The sequence below is a fragment of the Micromonospora sp. NPDC049107 genome (genome assembly GCF_040648595.1).
GTDB lineage: Bacteria > Actinomycetota > Actinomycetes > Mycobacteriales > Micromonosporaceae > Micromonospora.
In genome coordinates, this window is the sequence record NZ_JBEZEC010000001.1 from 910,668 (window position 1) to 929,537 (window position 18,870).

An 18,870-nucleotide genomic window follows, 5' to 3' on the forward strand; every position below is an offset into this window, starting at 1 on the left:
CTACGCCCGGAACAGGTGCCGACGGATCGCCGCCACATTTCCGAAGATCCGCACACCCAGCACGACCACCACACCGGTGGACAACTGCCCACCCACGCCCAACTGGTCACCCAGATACACGATCAGGCCCGCCACCAGCACGTTCGAGATGAACGACACCACGAACTGCTTGTCGTCGAAGATGCGGTCCAACTTCGCCCGCACCCCACCGAACACCGCGTCCAACGCGGCCACCACCGCGATCGGCAGGTACGGCTGCAACGCCGACGGCACCGTGGGATCAAGCCACACCCCGAGCACCACACCGGCGAGCAACGCCAGCACCGCGATCATCCGCCACCTCCGGAAGGACTAGCGGTCCCCGGCGAACCCGACGACCCAGGACTGCCAGACCGGCCACCCGACCCCGAAGGGCTCGGACTGACCGACGGCTTGGCGTAGCGTAGCTGCGGCTCCGGCGCCGCCGGCAGGGTGAGGTCCTCCGCCTCCCGCACACCGAACGACAACCCGGTCTTCTGCGCGACCTCCCGCATCAGCGCCGCGTTCCGACTGTCCTCGAACTTGCGCCGCATCGACCCCGGACCCGTCGCCGACACCTCGTACGGCCCCGTCACCGGCCGGAAATCCACCAGGATCGCCTCACCCGCCGAACGGATCGTCGACGTCGACGTCAACCGCTGGCCGTTGATCGCGATCGCCTCCGCGCCGGCACTCCACAACGCGTTCGCCACACCCTGCAGGTCGCTGTACAGCACCCGCGGCGGCCCCGCGCCCGCACCGGTCACCGCATCCGCGTTCCCCGGAGCGTCCGCCAGGCGCACCACCACACCGTCACCCCGCACCCGACCCAGCCCGGTGCTCGCCTCCAGGTCCCGCAGACGCGCCGCGGCCGAACCGCTCAACGCCGCGTCCCGCTGCCGGCTGACCTCCTCACGCAGCTGGTCCGCCCGCGCCGACAACCGGTCGGTCTGACTCTCCCGCTCCTTGATCTGCGCCACCAGCCCCGAGCGCGCCTGGGCGCGCCCCGGCTCGTCCGCCATCGTCTGGCGGTACGCCACCGCGAACAGGAAACCCAGCACCACCACCACGACCAGGCCGACCGACCGCGCCGCCCAGCCCCGGGGCGCGTCCGGAGACGACCCCCGCCGGCGCGCGGCGGCCGCGTCCGCGTACCCCGGGTCCAGCGGGTTACGGAACAACTCGGTGAGGAAGTCCGGCGCGTACACCCGATCCGGGCGGGGCCGCGGCGTCGGCGGCGTCGCGCTCACGCGGCCGCGTCCCGGCCACGCGCCCCGCGCACCAACCGCGACGCCTGCACCACGTACATCGCGCCGGCCACCCAGTAGAGCACCAGCCCCCACCAGGCCAATCCCCAGCCGATCGCGGCCGTGGCCGTCGCCGCCGCGCTCCACTCGGTGGCCAGCAGCAGCACCGGGAACGCCGCGAGCAGCAGGAACGTGGCGGTCTTGCCCACGTAGTGCACCGGCGGCGGCCCGTACCCGAAGCGGCGCAGCACCGCCAGCGAACCGAGCAGCAGCAGCTCCCGGGCCAGCAGCGCCGCCGTGAACTGCCACGGCACCACCCCCCGGGCGGTGAAGGCCAGCAACGTGGCGAGGATGTAGAGCCGGTCGGCGAGCGGGTCGAGCAGCTCACCGAGCCGGCTCACCTGCCGCAGTCGGCGGGCGATCCAACCGTCGACCCAGTCGGTGGTGCCGCCGATGGCCAGCACCACCACCGCCGCGACGTCCGCCCGGGAGACCAGGAAGAGATAGAGGAACAGGGGTACGCCCAGCAGCCGCCCGAAGCTGATCAGGTTGGGCAGGGTGAGCACCTGGTCGCCGGGCGTCTGCTCGCCGGTGTCCCGCGGGTGCTCTGCCTGAGCCGGCCGACGCGACACCGAACCTCCTTCACGGCACGCCCCGACGCCGGGCCGAGATCGGGCGCGGCGGAGGTCGTACGCGCTGTCGGGCCGGCAACCACCGGCTCCCCTGCGGCCCCGGGACGGGACCTCTGCCCTGATACGGCCCGCGATCACCGAGATCGCGGGCCGGTTAAGTGCGCTGCCACTATATCGGGCTCTCGTCGACGGCCCGGCCGCCGTGCGCTGTCGGCGCGGTGGTGTGGCGGTGTGGTGTGGATCACCACCGCCAGAGCGTCCTAGGATACTAGTGGAACGTGTCAGGCCGTCTGGACCGCTGCCTGGTCGGCCTGCTGCTCCGGCACCGTCTGCGTCGCCGCGCGGCCGAACGCCAACAGGGACGCCAACAGGTCGTGCTGCGTCCGGGGCGGCATCCTGTCCAGCACGGCCTGCACCGCGCGCTGGCGCCGCTCCGCCAACTCCCGCAACAGCGTCAACGCGGCGGCGGTGGGCACCAACCGCACCTCCCGCCGGTCCCGCGGATCCGCCACGCGACGCAGCAGGCCGGTCGCCTCCAACCGGTCGCACAGTCGGCTGGCCGAGGAGGGCACCACGTCCAGCAGCTCCGCCAGCCCGTTGACATTGGTCTCCGGACGGCCACTGATCAGCATCAGCACCCGCAACTGCGTGGGGGGCACCTGATGCCGTGACGCCGCCGAGTCGAGCACGGCGATCAGCGTCTCTGCGGCCGCGTTGATCGCCGCGGCGAGATCCGCCGGTCGCTCCACCCGATGTCCCCTGCCGTCGTCGCGCTGGTGCCCGCCCGGGACGGTGGCGGCGACTCTCATCCGCCATCCCGCCCACGCGGACCATGCCAGTCGAGGCAGACGACGACGGCGTCGTCGCGCAAATCGGAATCCGCGTGGTAGGCGTGTAGTTCGCGCATCACCGTACCAACCGCCTCGGTCGCCGGCTGCAACCGAGTGGCGCGCAGCGAACGAGCCAACATCCGCTGCCCGTACGGCTCCCGCCCCGCCGGCTCGGCCGCCCACACCCCGTCGCTGACCACGAAGACCCGGTCACCCGGCGCGAGCTGGAACTCCTGCACCTCGTAGCGGGTCTCGGCGAACATGCCCAGCGGCAACTGCTGATCCAGCGTCATCGGCTCGACGGTCGCGCCGCGCATCCGCAGCAGGTGCGGCGAACCGGCGTCGACCGCCCGTACCCGCCCGGTGGCGATGTCCAGCTCCAGCAGCAACGTGGCCACGTGTCGACGGCCCCGGTGCTGGTAGTAGACCGTGTCCGAGGCCAACTCCGCCTGCTCCACGAGGCCGCCGTCGGAGCGGCGGGCGTTGCGCATGGCGTTGACGGTCACCGCCGTCAGCAGCGACGCGGCCAGGCCGTTGCCCTCGCCGTTGAGCACCGTCAACGTCAGCCGTTCCCCGTCCAACGACCAGTCAAAGTGGTCTCCACCGACGGTGTACGCCGGTTCCAACTGCCCGGCCAGGTGGAAGCAGCGGTGTGCCACGCTGCGCCCGGGTAGCAGGTCCCACTGCATCTCGGCGGCCATGCTGAGCCGCTCCCGACGACGGGCCCGGCGGTACCGGTCGGTCTCCCGGTCCGCGGCCCGCATCGCCACCGCCAGGTCACCGGCGATGTCGGTGGCACGGCCGGTGACCGCCGGGCCGGGCACGGTCGGCAGCTCGATGAGCAGCACGCCGAGGCGCTCCCCCCACACCGTCAGGGGCAGGTAGAGCCGGCAGGCCCCGTCCTCGAGACCGTCGCGCACCGGCTGCTGGCTGGAGAAGCAGCGCTGCGCCACGGTGTGCCCGGCCAGGGCTCCGGCCGCCGGCAGGTCCGGGTCCAGCACGGGCCAGAGCCCGCTGATCCGGTAGTCGGCGACGAACACGTCGGTGCGCACCGCGCCCAACGCCGCCCGGATCGCCCGGTCCGCCGCCTCCGCCAACTGGTCGGGCGCGGCTTCGCGTAGCGCGCGCGACACCCCGTCCGGCGCGTCCACCATGCTTGGTCGTCCCTCCAAAAACTTGCTACAGGGCAAGCATCATACGGAGACCCCGGACAACCCGTCGTCGCGGGTCAGTCGGCGCCGCGCGTCGCCAGGACACCGTGGAAGGCGTCCGGCACGTCGACCGGCACGCCGGCGGGCCGCCAGCGGTTGACCGGGACGATTCCGTCCGACGTCGGCGTCCACCGGCCCAGCAGCGGCGCGAACGCCGCCGCGGGTCGCATCCGGAACGCCGGCCCCATCATCGCCAACGCCTGCGGGTGGGCGGCCAGCTCCTCGGTGTCGAAGTCCACGGCCAGCAGGCTGCCCGGCGCCGCCGCCGCGTACAACTCGTCGAGGGTGCGCCTCAGCGTGTCGTCGTCGAGGAACGCGGCGAGCCCGAGGAAGACCAGCCCCACCGGCCGTCGCCCCCACCCGGGTACGAAGCGGTGCAGTTGGGCCGGGTCGATGGTACCGATGTCGGTGGCGTCGCCGTAGCCGTAGCCCGCCCGGTCGCTGCCGGCGAGGATCCGCTGACCCAGCCGGATGGTCACCGGATCGACGTCGGTGTAGAGCACGCTGGCCTCGGGAGCGACCTCGTGCACGTTGCCCATCGTGGGCACCCCCGCCCCGAAGACCAGGAACCCGTCCACGCCCTGCTCGACGATCGCCCGGACCGCCCGGCCGAGAAACGCCCGCAGCTCCGCGAAGACCGGCGCGCACGGCCCGTACGCCTGCTCGAAAGCGGTCGCGGCGGCCACGTCGACGCCGAAGTGGTGCTCCCCACCGAGCCAGTAGTCGATCATGCGAGCGGTGCTCGGCTCGTCCGGTTCACCCATCGACGGCGCTCCTCCCCTCGGGTCGTCGCCAGCGTACCGACCGGTGCCCGAGCGGCGGTATCGCTCCGCCGCGCCGCCACGCCCGCGATACTGGCCCGGCGGGGGGTGGGCGGTGAACGCGGCGAACAGCGCGGCGGTGGTGGTCGGCGTGGACGGCTCGCAGCCGTCCCTGCGCGCCGTGCGCCTGGCCGCCGCCGAGGCGGTCCGCCGGCACCGGCCGCTGCGGGTGGTGCACGGTTTCATCTGGCCGCTGCTACGAGTACCCGTGGCACCTCCGTCCGGCGCGCCGCCGGGCGTCGGACTGCGCGAGCGGGCACAGGAGCTGGTCGCCGCCGCCGTGGCCGAGGCCGAGGCGACCACACCCGGGCTGACGGTCTCCGGGGAGATCATCGACGGCGAGGCCGCCGCGGTGCTGGTGGGCGAGTCCCCGACCGCCGCGCTCATCGTGCTCGGCGACCGGGGACTGGGCGGCTTCTCCGGGCTCGTCGTCGGCTCGGTAGCGGTGCAGGTCAGCGCGTACGCCGACTGCCCGGTGCTGGTCGCCCGCGGCGAGCAACGCCCCGACGGCCCGGTGGTGGTGGGGCTGGACGGCTCACCGGCGTCGCTGCTCGCCGCCGACGTCGCCGCCGAGGCCGCGGTGGCGCGCGGCGTGCCGCTGCGCGCGGTGCACGCCTACCGGCACCCCGGCAGCAGCGGTCCCGGCGACCTGCAACCCCTGGTGTACGACGAGGCGCGGTTGCACGACGAACAGGAGCGGCTGCTCGGCGGCTGGCTGCACGGGCTGACCGACCGCCATCCGGGGTTGCGCCTGACGTGCCGGGCGACCCGGGAACGCGCCAGCGCCGTGCTCGCCGAGGCGTCCGCTGACGCGCAACTGCTGGTCGTCGGGGGGCAGGGGCGCGGCGAGGTGACCGGGTTGCTGCTGGGGTCGGTGAGCCAGTCGGCGCTGCACCACGCGCGTTGCCCGGTCGAGGTGGTGCGCGGTCCCCGCTGACGCCCCGGGGTTGGTCCGCCGCCCAACGGGTAGACGGCCGCGGTACGCCAACGGCGACGAAGGAGGCAGCAGATGCCAGGACCACGGCCGGGCAGCAACGCGTACGACAAGCAGCGGGCGCGCCTGCGCAACGCGATCGACGACTCCGGACGTCGGGTACCCGACGGCAAGGCCAACCAGGTCGCCAACCGGATCCTGCAGGAGGATCGCGGCCAACGGGGCGTCGTGCGCGGTGAGCGCACGTACGGTCCCAAGAGCGAACGCGAACCGGGCGACCCGAAGTGAGGGGCGTCGACCTGGCCGACGGCGCGATCGCCGGCGCGGTCGGCAGCACCGCGCTGAACGTGGTCGGCTACCTCGACATCGCGCTGCGGGCGCGGCCGGCGAGCAGCACGCCGGAGCAGACCGTCGACAAGCTGGCCCACCTCGCGCACGTGGACCTGGGACCGGAGCCCCGGGCGGCCACCCGCCGCTCGGGGCTCGGCCCCCTGATCGGTTACGGGCTGGGCATCGCCGCCGGCATGGCCTTCGCGCTCTACGCCGGGGGCCGACGGCAGCCGTTGCCGATGGCCACCGGCGTGCTCGGCGCCGGCGTCATGGCGATGACCGACGGGTCCATCACGGCGCTGGGCATCAGCGATCCCCGTACCTGGCGGCGCTCGGACTGGATCTCCGACATCATCCCGCACCTGGCGTACGGGCTGACGGCCGCCGCCACCTGGAACAGGCTGCGACGGCCGTCAGGCCACGGTCGTTAGGAGCGGGTGTCGCTGTCGTCCTCGGCGACCGGCTCACCCGCCGGGCCGTACGGCGACACCTGACCCTTGGGCACCGGCCGGCCGGCGTCCCCCCGCGACGAGCCACGGTTGAGCGGATGACCCGACGGTCCGGGCCCCTTGCTGTCCTGGCTGGTCGCTCCCTTGGCGTTACGCCGGAACTCCTCCTGCTGCGGGTTCACCACGAGCGTCTCCCTCCCGGTACGGCAGGCGGCATGGACCGCCTCCACCGGCCGCATACCCGTCGGATCCGGCCACATTCCGGTCCTGGCTGGCGTCGGGAGGGCTAGCCGGGCGTGCGGCGGGTACCCCCGTGGTGTGGGTGACGATCGAGCGGTGGTGCGGGTCCTGCTGGACCGGCGTGGCGACACGTACGCCGAGGAGGCCGGCATCCGGCTGGCCGACCGTCCCGGCCCGCTGTACCAGCTGCTGGTGCTGGCCACCCTGTTGAGCACCCGGATCCGGGCCTGCGTCGCGGTGGACGCGGCGCGGGAGTTGTTCGCGGCCGGCTACCGCACACCGCAGGCGATGGAGGCGGCGAGCTGGCAGCAGCGGGTCGACGCGTTGGGGCGTGGTCACTACCGCCGCTACGACGAACGCACCGCCACCATGCTGGGCACCGGGGCCCGGCTGTGTCTGGACCGGTGGCACGGCGACCTGCGTCGGCTGCACCGCGATGCCCAGGGCGACCCGGCGGGGCTGCGTCGACGGCTCACCGAGTTCCCCGGCATCGGACCCACCGGCGCGGACATCTACCTGCGCGAGGCGCAGACGGTCTGGTCCGACGTGCGCCCGTACGCCGACCGGCGGGCCCTCGCCGGCGCGAAGCGGTTGGGTCTGCCGGGCTCACCGGACCGGCTGGCGTCCCTGGTCGACGAACCGGAGTTCGGTCGGCTCGCCTCGGCGCTGGTACGGGTGGCGCTCGGCGAGGAGTCCGCCGGTGAGGTCGCCCGTGTCGCCGCCGGCTGAGCCGCTCACTTGACGGTCTTGTCCCCCGGTCGGGTCAGGTGCCACACCAGCAGCGCGGCGAGCAGCGCCAGGACGATGACGCCGCCGGAGATGCCCCGGCCCTCCTCGGGGCTGCGGCCGGTGCTGCCGAAATAGATCACCGCGAGGCCGGCGAGGACGGTGACGAACGTACGTAACCCTCGGTCCTTCACGTACCGCACCGTAAGCGGGGCACCTTCGCACCGTGACTATTCACGCGTTTTGTCCCTCTTTCGGGGGTGCGGTCACTGTTCGGCGACGAAGCCTCGCAGCCGTACCCGGCGCACCGCCCGGTCGGCGACCTCCACCACCTCGATGGTCAACCCGGGCAACCGCACCGTCTCACCGGGAGTCCCCGGCAGGTGCCGCAACCGGGACAGCACCAGCCCCGCCACCGTCGTGTACTCCCGGGACAGCGGGAAGCTCAGCCGCACCCCCACGTCGGGCAGATCGTGCAGGGGAAAGTCACCGGGCACCAGCAGCGACCCGTCCGACTCCCGGACCACACCGCGCACGTCGCGGTCGGTCTCGTCGTACAGCTCGCCGACGACCTCGGCCAGCAGATCCTCCAGCGTGACGATGCCGTCGATGCCACCGTGCTCGTCCACCACGAGGGCCATCTGCTGGTGTTCCTGGCGCAGGCAGCGCAGCGCGTCGGCGACCGCCACGGTGACCGGCAGCAGTAGCGGCGGCCGGGCCCGCTCCCCCACCGTGCCGGCCTCGGCCCGGACCAGGTCGCGGATGTGCACCACGCCGACCACCTCGTCGAGGCCGCCCGGGCCGGTGACCGGCGCACGGGACCGGCCGGCGACGCCGAGCAGACGAACCCCCTCGGCGGCGGGCAGGTCGGCCGGCAACGTGGTCACCTCCCGGCGGGCCACCAGGATCTCCCGCAGCGTCCGACCGGCGATGTCGAACGCGCCGGTCAGGATCTCCCGCTGCTGCGCCGACAGTCCCCGCTGGGTGGCCAGCATCTCCCGCAGCTCCTCCTCGGTCATCTCCTCACGGCTGGCCCGTGGGTTCCCGCCGGCGAGGCGGACCACCACGTCGGTCGTCGAGCTGAGCAGCCACACCGCCGGGCGGGACACCCGGGCGAGCAGGTCCAGGGGGCCGGCGCTGAGCAGCGCCCACCGCTCGGCGCGCTGCATCGCCAGCCGCTTCGGCGCCAACTCGCCGATCACCAGCGTGACGAAGGTCAGGGCCACCGTCACCAGCAGCACCGCGGCCGGACGGGCCGCCGCGCCGAGGAAACCCAACGGGCCGACCAGTGGCTGGGCGAGGGACACGGCGGCCGCCGCCGAGGCGAGGAACCCGGCCAGGGTGATGCCGAGCTGGATGGTGGCCAGATAGCGGTTCGGGTCCCGGGACAGCCGGACCAGCCGCTCGCCGGCCCGGCTGCGCCGACCCAACCGTCGCAACTGCCCCTCGCGCAGCGTCACCAGCGCCATCTCGCTGCCGGACAGCGCGGCGTTGACCAGCACCAGGACGGCGACCAGCGCCAACTGCCCGAGCTGACCGCCCACCACGCACCCCCGTCGACCGCCCTTCCGTCACTCAACCGCAGCGCGGCCGGCTCCCGCGTGCGTTTAGTCGACCTCCAGGTCGTCCAGCGAGATGGAGTGCGTCATCAACCACCGGGCCAGCGCCGTCATGCCGAACAGCCACAGCGGCACCGACTCGGTGGGCCCGTTCGTCGCGTAGATGGCGAACCGCAGGTCCGGGGCGCGGTACGCCTCGATCCGCCACTGGTGCTGCCGGTCCCGCCAGACCGCCGAAGGGTCCATGGCGTCACCGTAGGTGACCGCCGACGGTTTGGGGGCCGGTTAGCCCGGCACCACGGCGGCACCGAGCAGAGCCCGCGCGGCGGACACCAGCATGGCGATGCCGATCCCGGCGAGCAGCAGCCAACCGACGCCGCGCCACCCCGAGCCGCGAGCGGGCGGCGGCACCGGCGGCGGTCGCCAGATCTCCCGGTACGACCAGGCCAGCACGCCCACGCCGAACGGGAGGAGCCCGATCCACCACCAGAACCACCGGGTGCCGACCGCCGGTGGGGCCCCACCGACCAGCCGGACCAGCCACATCAGGGTCACCGCGCCAGCGAGCAGCCCGGCGGTGTCAGCGAGCCGGTGCGCGGCGACGCCGGAGGCCTGCCACGGGCGCGCCGACGCGGCCAGCCGCGCGTCCAACCCGTCGGGCCGCTCGGTCGCCTCCGGTACGAGGGACTGCGCCTGCGCGTTGGGCGGGTCGACAAAGGCGTACCGCACCCGACCGCTCGGCACGCTCCACGCGATCATCGCGCCCCGCATGTCGTACCGCAGGTGCGGCCGGCTGCCCCAGTACAGGTCGTCGTCGGCCCAGCCGGACGCCCGCTGGAAGGTCACCACACGGCCCGCCGCCAGATCCCGGTCGAGCTGGCCCGCCGTCGCCTCGCGCGGGGTCACCCACCACGCCAGCGCAGCCCACAGCACCCACAGCAGCGGCAATCCCCAGCGCATCGCGCCCGCGACGACACCACGCCACCGGTCACGTGACGACCGCGACGGGGACAGCAGCGGCTCGGCCACCTCTCCACCCTGACAGCCCACCGCAACCCCGGCCACCCCTGGTCATCGCGGAGACGCGCTCAGGTGACGACGACCCGCGCGTCGTCGGGCAGCCGACGGGTCGCGCCACGGCGGTCCAGCAGTTCCAGCAGCGGCACCGCCACCCGTCGGGTGGTGTCCAGCGCCTGCCGGGCCGCCGACAGGGTGAACGGCTGGGGCAGGCCGGCGAGGACGGTGACCGCCGCGTCGAGCGCGTCGGGCAGCAGCACCACGGTGTCGGCCAGCCTCAGCAGCGCGCCGGCGCGTACCGCCGCGCCGATCTCCCGAGGTCCCAGGCCCAGTTCGACGAGACGGTCCGCCTCCGGGGCGCGGAACGGCCGGTCGGCGTACTCGGCGCGCACCCGCCGCACGGCCCGCGCCACCGGCTCGGGCAGGGTGTCGACGGCGGCCGTGCCGATCCGGCCACCGTGCACCCGCAGCGGCGGACGCACCAGCGCCTCGACCAGCGCCCGGTCGGGCAGGGCGAGACGTTGCCGCAGCGCGTCCACCGGCATGCCCGCCTCCAACGGGTGCTCCCGGGCGTAGCGGGTGACCTCCTCGGTCACCTGGTCGCCGAGCTGCCGCCAGTGCCCCGGATCGGCCAGCCAGTCAGCGGCCACCGGCGTGGCCTCCACCGGCACACCCATGCGCCGCAGCGCGCCGACCCGGACCAGGCGACGGCGGCGCAGCTCGCCGGCCAGGTCGGGGCGACCGTCCAGCTCGGCGAGGACCGCCGCGCGGGCGACCGCCGCGCCCCGGCGGGACAGTGGCGGCGGCGCGACGTCGAGGACCCGTACCCCACCGGCAACCCGATGACGGCCGGGATCACGCAGCAGCGCCCGGTCGCCGACCAGCAACGGCAGCGGGCGGGCCAACCGCAGCCGGACGGTGTCCACGCCGAGCGGCCGCACCCGCGCCGGCACGGCCGCCGACCCCACGTGCAGGGTGAGGGTGGACGGCAGGTCGGCGGCGGGGTCACCGGTGAGCCGCACGTCGAGAAGGTCGGTGCGGTGGAACCGCCCCGGGGTGAGCAGCGCGTCGCCGCGGCCGAGCCGGTCGCGGGGCGTACCCCGCAGGTTGACCGCCACCCGGGACACGGCCGACGCCTCCGCTCGGGCCTCGCCCAGGCAGTGCAGGCCGCGGACCCGGACCGGCTCGTCGACGCCGGCCAGTTCCAGGGTGTCGCCGACCCGCAGCCGACCGGCGCCCAGCGTTCCGGTGACGACGGTGCCGCTGCCCCGCACGGTGAAGCTGCGGTCCACCCAGAGACGCACGGGCGCGTCCGCGACGGGGTCGGGCAGCCGCGCGACGAGCCGGTCCAGCGCGGCCCGCAACTGGGGCAGCCCGGCGCCGGTCAACCCGCTGACCGCCACCGTCTCCACCGCGCCGAGGCTGCTCGCCGCGATCTCGTCCCGGGCGCGCTCCGTCGCCGGCCCCGGGTCGGCGAGATCCGCGCGGGTCACCACCAGCAGGCCGCACCCGACGCCGAGCGCGTCGAGCGCGGCCAGGTGCTCGGCGGACTGCGGCATCCACCCCTCGTCGGCGGCGACCACGATCAGCGCGGCCGGCACCGGACCGACCCCCGCGAGCATGTTCGGCACGAACCGCTCGTGCCCGGGTACGTCGACGAAGGCGATCGTGCCGCCGGACGGCAACGTCGTCCAGGCGAACCCCAGGTCGATGGTCATGCCCCGGCGGCGTTCCTCGGCCCACCGGTCCGGTTCCATCCCCGTCAACGCCCGGACCAGGGTCGACTTGCCGTGGTCGACGTGCCCGGCGGTGGCGACGACGAACATGCTCAGTCGTCCCCGGGTACGCGCAGCACGGCGGCCAGGACCGTGTCGTCGGCGTCGACGGGCACGCACCGCAGGTCGAGCAGGAGTCGGCCCCGCACCACCCGACCCAGCACCGGCTGGTCTCCGGTGCGCAGCGGGACGGCGTACCGTTCGGGCAGGCTCAGCGCCCACGATTCCAGCTCGACGCCGGGAGCGCCGCCACCGCCGACGACGGCGACCGCCTCCACGACCTCCGCCTTGCGTCCGTCCGCGCCGAGCCGGTCGCGTAGCAGCTCCACCCGGCGACGTAGGACGGCCGGATCGGCGTGCAGCGCGGTCCGCGTCGGGGTGTCCGGCCGGTGCAGCGTGGCGGCCAACGCCGCCAGGGTGAGCTTGTCGACGCGCAGCGCGCGGGCCAGCGGGTGGCGGCGTAGGCGTTCGACGAGCGCGGCGTCGCCGAGCAGCAGGCCGGCCTGCGGGCCGCCGAGCAGTTTGTCGCCGCTCGCCGTGACCAGGGCCGCGCCGGCGCGCAGGGTGCTGGCCGCGTCCGGCTCGTCGGGCAGCAACGGATCCGGTGCGAGCAGCCCGGAGCCGATGTCGGCGACCACCGGCACGTCGAGGGTGGCCAGTTGGCGCACCGGCACGGCCGAGGTGAAGCCCGTGACCTGGAAGTTCGACGGGTGCACCTTCAGCACGAACCCGGTCTGCGGGCCGACGGCGGCGGCGTAGTCGTCGAGCGTCGTGCGGTTGGTGGTGCCCACCTCGCGCAGTCGCGCGCCGGTGCTTACCAGCAGGTCCGGTAGGCGGAAGCCGTCGCCGATCTCGACGAGTTCGCCGCGGCTGACCACAATCTCCCGGCCGGCGGCCAACACCGTGGCCGCCAGCACCAGCGCGGCAGCGCCGTTGTTGACCACGTGCACGGCGGCGGCGTCGGGCACGGCGGCGGCGAGCGCGTCGAGGGCGTCGCGGCCCCGACGGGCTCTGCGCCCGGTGTTCAGGTCCAGTTCGACGTCGGTGTGCCCGGCGGCCGCGACGACCGCCGCGACGGCGGCCGGCGACAGCGCCGCCCGGCCCAGGTTGGTGTGCAGCACGACACCGGTGGCGTTGAGCACCGCGCGGGGACCCGGCGCGGGCAGTCCGGCGACGGAGGCGTCCCGCACCTCCTCGGGGGCGATCTCACCACGGCGAGCCCGCGTCTGCGCCCGCACGACGGCGGCCTTGACCCGCTCGCGGCCGAGGGTCGCGATGGCCGCCGCCAGCTGCGGATCGGCGAGGAGGGTGTCGGTGCGGGGCACCCGACGTCGCGGGTCCTCGCTGCCGTCACGCATCACGTCACTCCTGCCGCCGTTGGCGGAGACGGACGGGAATCGAACCCGCCTGGCCCGGGTCCCGGACCACACCGGTTTTGAAGACCGGGAGGGGCACCAGCCGCCTGAACGCCTCCGTCGCACATTCGATCACAACGCCGGTGCGACCGCTCAGTCAGTCGTCGGATCCACCTCGGTCCGCCGGGCGTTCACCCGCTCGCGTTGCGGCACGACGGTGTAGCGGGGGTCGCGGGCGGACGCGACGCCGCCGTAGAAGATGCCGAACCGCGTGGCGACCGACGCGCCCAGCAGCGCGGCCCCGGACAACGCCCCGACGGCGCGACTACGCCGACCCAGCAGCGCCCCGGCCACCCCGGCGGTGGTCAGCAGCCGACCGGCGCGCAACAGCCGGCCCGGCCGACCCGACCGGTAGGGCTCGCTGAGCAGCCCGAGACGGGTCTCCACGCGGTGCGCGCCGTACAGCTCCAGGGCCGCCCCGGCCACCGCCATCCGGCGGGCCGGCCCGGCCTGCGACGGCGGCGCGGCGAGCAGACCGACGCCCGCGCCGCTGGCCAGCGCGCTGCCCGCGAAGATGACCGGCAACTCGGGGTACGCCTCATGCCACGACGGCACCGCCGTGTCGGCGAGCAGGACCCCGGTGTACGTCGCCAGGGCGGGCGCGGTGACGGCGGCGACCAGCCCGGCGGCGTGCCCGGCCGGCGGCAGAGCCCGACCGACCAACCCGAGCGGACCGTGCCGGGGCAGCCAGTCGGCGGTCTCGGCGATCGCCGCCAACCCGGCGGCCGGCCCGAACGCGCTGAGGATCCAGGTGCCTACCGACATGGGCGAGGTCAGCTTCGCCACCCGCAGCATGTGATGGAACCGCTCCGGCCGGCCCAGGTCCCGGATGAGGAAGACCGCGCTGGCGCTGACGGCGCCCAGCGCGGTGACCCGGCCGGCGCGGCGCAGCGCCGGGCGGCGGGTGAGTTGACCTCCGGCGGCCAGCAGCGACGAGCCGGCGGCCAGACCGCCGGTGAACAGGTACGCGGCGATGTCCCACTTCCACACCGGGGCCTTGAGGATGGGCCGGCCGTAGTAGGAGGTGAACTCGGCCTCGGGGACCCGCAGCTCCTCCCCGCCACCGCGACGACCGCGCCGGGAGCGCCGCGCGGCGTTCTCCCGGGGCTGCGCCGGCCGATCGTCGTGGGGTTGCGGCGTCCGATCCTCGTGGGCGCGGGCCGGCACGGCCACATCGGTGCCGTCGTCCGCCTGCCTCTGGCCCGGTAGGTCGAGGCTCGCGGCGGCCAGTCGGTCGCGGAACCGGCGGAACCGGTCGCCCACCGGCTGGCGCTCCGGGCTCACGAGGATCTCCCCACGAAGGCGGCGACGGTGGCCGCCGCCATGGCGAGCGCGGCGATGCCGGCGCGTTTCCACATGGCCGGTAGGTCCCGGGTGGTCACCACCGGGTCCGGCGGCAACCCGTACACCTCCGGCTCGTCCAACAACAGGAAGAACGCCCCGTCACCACCCACACCATCCTCCGGGTCGTGCCCGTACAAGCGGGCCTCGGGAACACCCCGGCCGTGCAACGTCGCCACCCGCGCCGCCGCCCGCTCCCGCAACTCGTCGAGGGGCCCGTACTGGATCGACTCCGTCGGACACGCCTGCGCACACGCCGGCGTCATCCCCACACCCAGACGGTCGTAACACAGCGTGCACTTCCACGCCCGACCATCACCCTTACGCTGATCAATCACCCCGTACGGACACGCCGAAATGCAGTACCCACACCCATTACAGATGTCCTCCTGCACCACCACCGTCCCGAACTCCGTCCGGAACAACGACCCCGTCGGACACACATCCAAACAAGCCGCATGCGTGCAGTGCTTACACACATCCGACATCATCAACCACCGAAAATCCGACCGACCCTCCACACCGCTGTCCCGCCCCGGCGGCCGCGCACCCGGCATACCCAGGAACTGTGGCTGCGCGCCGCCGTCGGCCGGGCCGGTGCTGGTCGCGCCGCCGTCGGCCATGCGCGCGGCGGCCGACGGCGACCCGGGCGGCAGACCCGGGTCGGTGCCGGTCGGCCCCGCCGTGCCGGCGGCGACCGCCGCCGACGCCGCGCTGACCGTCGTACCGGTGGGCGTACCGGCGAACGCCGCGCTGCCATGTCCCGCCGGGCGTGGCTGCTCCACGAACGCCACGTGCCGCCACGAGTTCGCCGTCAACGCACCCGTGTTGTCGTACGACATCCCCAACAGATCCAGACCACTTCCCGGGACGTCGTTCCACTCCTTGCACGCCACCTCACACGCCTTACACCCGATACACACACTCGTATCGGTGAAGAACCCCATCCGCTGCGGCGCGTCCACATAACCCGCGTCCGGCGCCGGATCGAGCGGCCCGTAGAGGCTGTTCGGGTCAGGAATCACCGCTGCCCTTCCCGTCCTGGTCGATGGTGACGGCCGGCGCGTGCCCACCCGGGGTGATCCCGGCCCGCCGCTGGTAGTCGGCGACCAGGTCGAGCAGGGCAGCCCCGGTGGGCCGCCGGCCGGGCCGTACGTCGCAGGTACCGATCTTGCTCTCCTGGATGAGGACGTTGGGGTCGAGGGTGATGCCGAACAGGTCGTTGGCCGAGTCGCCGGTCACCAGACCCTCGAACCCGAAGTGGTACGGCAGCCACACCTGATGGATGACCCGACCGTCCACCCGCAACGGAGTGAGCCGGTCGGTGACCAGCACCTTCGCCTCGATCACCGCCCGACCGCTGACCAGGTGCGCCCACCCGAGGTGGGCCAACCCGGTCTCGGCGGCCAGCTCCGGCGACACCTCGACGAACATCTCCGGCTGCAACTCGGCGAGGGGTCGTACCGTCCGGCTCATCCCACCTGCGGTGTGGTGCTCGGTGAGCCGGCTGACCGTGAAGATGTACGGGAAAACCTGACTGTGCTCCTGCGGCGGGCTCGGGTTCACCGAGTTCACCGGGTGCGCGTACGACTTGCGGGTCGGGTTGGCCTGCTGGCGGTAGAGCGGGTTGCGCACCGGCGACTCGACTGGCTCGTAGTGGGTGGGCAGCGGCCCGTCCAGGACGCCGCTGGGCGCGTACAGCCAACCCTTGCCGTCGCCCTGCATCACGAACGGGTCGTCACCGGCGATCCCCTCCGGACCGGACGCGCCGGCCGGCGGCCGGTACGACGGCGGTTTGGTCTTCTCGAAGTCCGGCACGTCGTGGCCGGTCCACTCGGCCTTGTCCGGGTCCCACCAGATGTAACGCTTGCGCTCGCTCCACGGACGGCCGTCCGGGTCGGCGGAGGCGCGGTTGTAGAGGATGCGCCGGTTCGCCGGCCACGCCCAACCCCACTCGGCGGCCACCCAGTCCTGCTCGTGCCGGGACTTGCGGCGGGCGGCCTGGTTGACGCCGTCGGCGTACACGCCGGTGTAGATCCAGCAGCCGACGGCCGTGGAGCCGTCGTCGCGGGCCTCGGCGAAACTGGACAGCGGCTGGCCGGTCGTCACGTCGTACCCGTTGATCTCGCGCAGCACCGACTCGGCGCTGGGCTCCGCGTGCGGACCGTGGGTGGGGTAGTCCCAGGTGAGGTCGAGCAGCGCCCGGTCGCGCGGCAGCGACGAGCCGGCCAGCTTCTCCCGCAGTCGGCGGCCCAGGTGGTAGAAGAACCACAGCTCGGAGCGGGCGTCGCCCGGCGGCTCGACGGCCTTCTCCCGCCACTGCAACAGCCGCTGGGTCTGCGTGAAGGTGCCCTCCTTCTCCACGTGCGACGCGGCGGGCAGGAAGAACACCTCGGTGCGGCACTCCTCGGGCACGATCTCGCCGGTGGCCACCTCGGGGCCGTTCTTCCAGAACGTCGCGCTCTCGATCATGAACAGGTCCCGCACGACCAGCCAGTCGAGGTTCGCCATGCCCAGGCGTTGCGCCCGGCCGTGCGCGGACCCGACGGCCGGGTTCTGGCCGAGCAGGAAGTACCCCTTGATCTTTCCATCGATCATGTTGAGGACCTGCTGGTAGGTGCCGTGGTCCCCGGTCAGCCGGGGCAGGAAGCCGTAGCCGAAGTCGTTCTCCGGCGTCGCGGCGTCCCCCCAGTACGCCTTGAGCAGGCTGGCCGCGTACGACCGCGCGTTGCCCCAGAAGCCCTTCTGCCCGGGGTGCCGGATGCTGTCCACCCACTCGTCAAAGGTGGGGTGGTCGGCGTGGTGGGGCATGGGCAGGTAGCCGGGCAGCAGGTTGAACAGGGTCGGGATGTCGGTCGAGCCCTGGATGCTCGCGTGCCCACGCAACGCCATGACCCCGCCACCCGGACGGCCCACGTTGCCCAGCAGGAGCTGGATGATCGCCCCGGCACGGATGTACTGCACGCCCACGCTGTGCTGCGTCCAACCCACCGAATAGACAAGCATCCCGGTGCGTTCCCGGCCCGAGTTCTCCGTCCACGCCCGCGCCAGCTCCAGGAACTTCTCCTGCGGGATGCCGCAGACCCGCTCCACCATCTCCGGCGTGTAGCGGGCGTAGTGCCGCTTGAGGATCTGATAGACGCAGCGCGGGTGCTGCAACGTCTCGTCCCGCTGGGTCTGGCCGCCCACCGGCGCGCCGTGCGACTCGTGCTCCAACCCGGCGGCGGTGTCCCGCTCCTTCGCGGTGTGTCCGCTGCCCGAGGAGTCCTCGTGCCCCTCGTACTGCCAGCTGTCCTGCACGTAACTGCCGGTCTCGGGATCGAAGCCGGAGAAGAACCCGTCGCCGTCCTCGGTGTCGCTGAACCGGTCGCTGACGATCGTCGCCGCGTTGGTGTAGGCGAGGACGTACTCGCGGAAGTCCAGCTCGTTGTCGAGGATGTACCGGATCACCCCACCCAATAACGCGATGTCGGTGCCCGCCCGGATCGGCAGGTACGCGTCCGCCACCGCGCTCGTGCGGGTGAACCGCGGGTCGACGTGGAACACCTTCGCGCCCCGACGCTTGGCCTCCATCACCCACTGGAACCCGACCGGATGCGCCTCGGCCATGTTGGAGCCCTGGATGACGATGACGTCAGCGTTGGCGATGTCCTGCTGGAAGTCCGTCGCACCGCCACGACCGAAGCTGGCCCCCAGACCGGGGACGGTGGCGGAGTGTCAAATACGCGCCTGGTTCTCGATCTGCAACGCCCCCATCGCGGTGAACAACTTCTTGATGAGGTAGTTCTCCTCGTTGTCCAACGTCGCCCCACCCAGGCTGGAGATCCCCAGCGTCCGGTTGAGCGGCCGGCCCTCGGCGTCGCGGTCCTCCCAGGTCTGGGCACGGGCCGCGAGGATCCGATCGGCGATCATGTCGACGGCCGTCTCGAGGTCGAGGTCTTCCCACTGGGTGGAGTACGGACGGCGGTAGCGGACCGTGGTCTGGCGCAGCGGACTCGTCACGAGGCTCTTGCTGGCCGCGCCCTTGGGACACAGGCGGCCCCGCGAGATCGGACTGTCCGGGTCACCCTCGATCTGCGTGACCTGCCCGTCGGCGACGAAGACCCGCTGACCACACCCCACCGCGCAGTACGGACACACCGACCGCGCCACCGAATCGGCGGTCTCGGTACGCGCCGTCAGAGCGGCCGACCGCGCCGACTTCGCCGCAGCGCCCCGGCCCAACGGGTCCGTGCCGGTGAGCTGGCGATACACCGGCCAACCCTCGATGAAGGTCCGTAGACCCATCCCGACACCTCCTTGCCCGTGAGCGCGCGACCTCCCGA

At 73.4% G+C, this 18,870-nt stretch carries 20 protein-coding genes and 1 tRNA gene; 4 read left to right on the plus strand and 17 right to left on the minus strand.

The features are described from left to right. The 6 genes from AB0B55_RS04005 to AB0B55_RS04030 form a co-directional block, all read right to left on the minus strand. The gene (locus AB0B55_RS04005) at positions 1-333 is read right to left on the minus strand and encodes a small basic family protein (protein ID WP_355051040.1); all 333 of its coding nucleotides are present in this window, start codon (positions 331-333) and stop codon (positions 1-3) included. Further along, positions 330-1,268, minus strand: coding sequence for a DUF881 domain-containing protein (locus AB0B55_RS04010; protein WP_357118774.1), 939 nt, complete (start codon positions 1,266-1,268; stop codon positions 330-332). The genes AB0B55_RS04005 and AB0B55_RS04010 overlap by 4 nt, the downstream gene beginning before the upstream one ends. Beyond that, positions 1,265-1,897 carry a CDP-alcohol phosphatidyltransferase family protein gene (locus AB0B55_RS04015; RefSeq protein WP_357118777.1) on the minus strand — a complete coding sequence of 211 codons (633 nt, stop codon included), beginning with the start codon at positions 1,895-1,897 and terminating at the stop codon, positions 1,265-1,267. Before AB0B55_RS04015 ends, AB0B55_RS04010 begins: the two co-directional genes overlap by 4 nt. 281 nt (positions 1,898-2,178) lie before the next feature. Beyond that, a complete protein-coding gene (locus AB0B55_RS04020; RefSeq protein WP_357119458.1) occupies positions 2,179-2,646 on the minus strand; it encodes a MarR family transcriptional regulator in 468 nt (155 codons plus the stop codon). A gap of 56 nt (positions 2,647-2,702) precedes the next feature. Continuing rightward, positions 2,703-3,881, minus strand: coding sequence for a PP2C family protein-serine/threonine phosphatase (locus AB0B55_RS04025; RefSeq protein ID WP_357170180.1), 1,179 nt, complete (start codon positions 3,879-3,881; stop codon positions 2,703-2,705). 74 nt (positions 3,882-3,955) lie between these two features. After that, a complete protein-coding gene (locus AB0B55_RS04030) occupies positions 3,956-4,702 on the minus strand; it encodes an SAM-dependent methyltransferase (protein ID WP_357118783.1) in 747 nt (248 codons plus the stop codon). Between the two features lie 112 nt (positions 4,703-4,814). Here AB0B55_RS04030 and AB0B55_RS04035 point away from each other — a divergent pair, with 112 nt between their 5' ends. The 3 genes from AB0B55_RS04035 to AB0B55_RS04045 all read left to right on the plus strand — a co-directional run bounded on the left by AB0B55_RS04035 (position 4,815) and on the right by AB0B55_RS04045 (position 6,454). Further along, positions 4,815-5,696 carry a universal stress protein gene (locus AB0B55_RS04035; protein ID WP_357118786.1) on the plus strand — a complete coding sequence of 294 codons (882 nt, stop codon included), beginning with the start codon at positions 4,815-4,817 and terminating at the stop codon, positions 5,694-5,696. 72 nt (positions 5,697-5,768) lie between these two features. Then, on the plus strand, positions 5,769-5,981 hold the full coding sequence (locus AB0B55_RS04040; RefSeq protein ID WP_088948250.1) for a phosphatidylethanolamine-binding protein: 213 nt from the start codon (positions 5,769-5,771) through the stop codon (positions 5,979-5,981). Continuing rightward, complete coding sequence (locus AB0B55_RS04045; protein ID WP_357118790.1) at positions 5,978-6,454, plus strand: hypothetical protein; 477 nt, start codon at positions 5,978-5,980, stop codon at positions 6,452-6,454. Before AB0B55_RS04040 ends, AB0B55_RS04045 begins: the two co-directional genes overlap by 4 nt. Here the strand turns inward: AB0B55_RS04045 and AB0B55_RS04050 are convergent. Next, entirely contained in the window at positions 6,451-6,657 is a 207-nt protein-coding gene (locus AB0B55_RS04050) for a hypothetical protein (RefSeq protein WP_355051033.1), read from the minus strand. The genes AB0B55_RS04045 and AB0B55_RS04050 overlap by 4 nt on opposite strands. A gap of 133 nt (positions 6,658-6,790) precedes the next feature. Between AB0B55_RS04050 and AB0B55_RS04055 the strand changes: the two genes are divergently transcribed. Beyond that, positions 6,791-7,441 carry a hypothetical protein gene (locus tag AB0B55_RS04055; RefSeq protein ID WP_357118794.1) on the plus strand — a complete coding sequence of 217 codons (651 nt, stop codon included), beginning with the start codon at positions 6,791-6,793 and terminating at the stop codon, positions 7,439-7,441. A gap of 5 nt (positions 7,442-7,446) precedes the next feature. Here the strand turns inward: AB0B55_RS04055 and AB0B55_RS04060 are convergent, their stop codons facing one another. From AB0B55_RS04060 to fdh, 10 genes are all read right to left on the minus strand, one after another. Beyond that, entirely contained in the window at positions 7,447-7,632 is a 186-nt protein-coding gene (locus AB0B55_RS04060; protein ID WP_355244916.1) for a hypothetical protein, read from the minus strand. 72 nt (positions 7,633-7,704) lie between these two features. After that, positions 7,705-8,982 carry a hemolysin family protein gene (locus AB0B55_RS04065; protein ID WP_357170184.1) on the minus strand — a complete coding sequence of 426 codons (1,278 nt, stop codon included), beginning with the start codon at positions 8,980-8,982 and terminating at the stop codon, positions 7,705-7,707. A gap of 63 nt (positions 8,983-9,045) precedes the next feature. Continuing rightward, complete coding sequence (locus tag AB0B55_RS04070; RefSeq protein WP_145781709.1) at positions 9,046-9,243, minus strand: hypothetical protein; 198 nt, start codon at positions 9,241-9,243, stop codon at positions 9,046-9,048. A gap of 39 nt (positions 9,244-9,282) precedes the next feature. Beyond that, on the minus strand, positions 9,283-10,026 hold the full coding sequence (locus AB0B55_RS04075) for a hypothetical protein (RefSeq protein ID WP_357170187.1): 744 nt from the start codon (positions 10,024-10,026) through the stop codon (positions 9,283-9,285). Positions 10,027-10,085: 59 nt separating this feature from the next. After that, positions 10,086-11,840, minus strand: coding sequence for a selenocysteine-specific translation elongation factor (selB, locus tag AB0B55_RS04080; protein WP_357170190.1), 1,755 nt, complete (start codon positions 11,838-11,840; stop codon positions 10,086-10,088). Between the two features lie 2 nt (positions 11,841-11,842). After that, the gene (gene selA / locus AB0B55_RS04085; protein WP_357118805.1) at positions 11,843-13,147 is read right to left on the minus strand and encodes an L-seryl-tRNA(Sec) selenium transferase; all 1,305 of its coding nucleotides are present in this window, start codon (positions 13,145-13,147) and stop codon (positions 11,843-11,845) included. Between the two features lie 20 nt (positions 13,148-13,167). Continuing rightward, positions 13,168-13,263, minus strand: a tRNA-Sec gene (locus AB0B55_RS04090). A gap of 34 nt (positions 13,264-13,297) precedes the next feature. Further along, complete coding sequence (gene nrfD / locus AB0B55_RS04095; RefSeq protein ID WP_357170193.1) at positions 13,298-14,488, minus strand: NrfD/PsrC family molybdoenzyme membrane anchor subunit; 1,191 nt, start codon at positions 14,486-14,488, stop codon at positions 13,298-13,300. Beyond that, the gene (locus AB0B55_RS04100) at positions 14,485-15,567 is read right to left on the minus strand and encodes a 4Fe-4S dicluster domain-containing protein (RefSeq protein WP_357170585.1); all 1,083 of its coding nucleotides are present in this window, start codon (positions 15,565-15,567) and stop codon (positions 14,485-14,487) included. The genes nrfD and AB0B55_RS04100 overlap by 4 nt, the downstream gene beginning before the upstream one ends. After that, entirely contained in the window at positions 15,560-18,832 is a 3,273-nt protein-coding gene (gene fdh, locus AB0B55_RS04105; protein ID WP_357170196.1) for a formate dehydrogenase, read from the minus strand. Before fdh ends, AB0B55_RS04100 begins: the two co-directional genes overlap by 8 nt. Positions 18,833-18,870 lie beyond the last annotated feature (38 nt).

Bases quoted from the DNA above. Each gene is read 5' to 3' on its own strand.
- AB0B55_RS04070 (WP_145781709.1), bottom strand. From the start codon at position 9,243: ATGGACCCTTCGGCGGTCTGGCGGGACCGGCAGCACCAGTGGCGGATC.
- AB0B55_RS04005 (WP_355051040.1), bottom strand. From the start codon at position 333: ATGATCGCGGTGCTGGCGTTGCTCGCCGGTGTGGTGCTCGGGGTGTGG.
- AB0B55_RS04030 (WP_357118783.1), bottom strand. From the start codon at position 4,702: ATGGGTGAACCGGACGAGCCGAGCACCGCTCGCATGATCGACTACTGG.
- selA (WP_357118805.1), bottom strand. From the start codon at position 13,147: ATGCGTGACGGCAGCGAGGACCCGCGACGTCGGGTGCCCCGCACCGAC.
- AB0B55_RS04040 (WP_088948250.1), top strand. From the start codon at position 5,769: ATGCCAGGACCACGGCCGGGCAGCAACGCGTACGACAAGCAGCGGGCG.
- selB (WP_357170190.1), bottom strand. From the start codon at position 11,840: ATGTTCGTCGTCGCCACCGCCGGGCACGTCGACCACGGCAAGTCGACC.
- AB0B55_RS04025 (WP_357170180.1), bottom strand. From the start codon at position 3,881: ATGGTGGACGCGCCGGACGGGGTGTCGCGCGCGCTACGCGAAGCCGCG.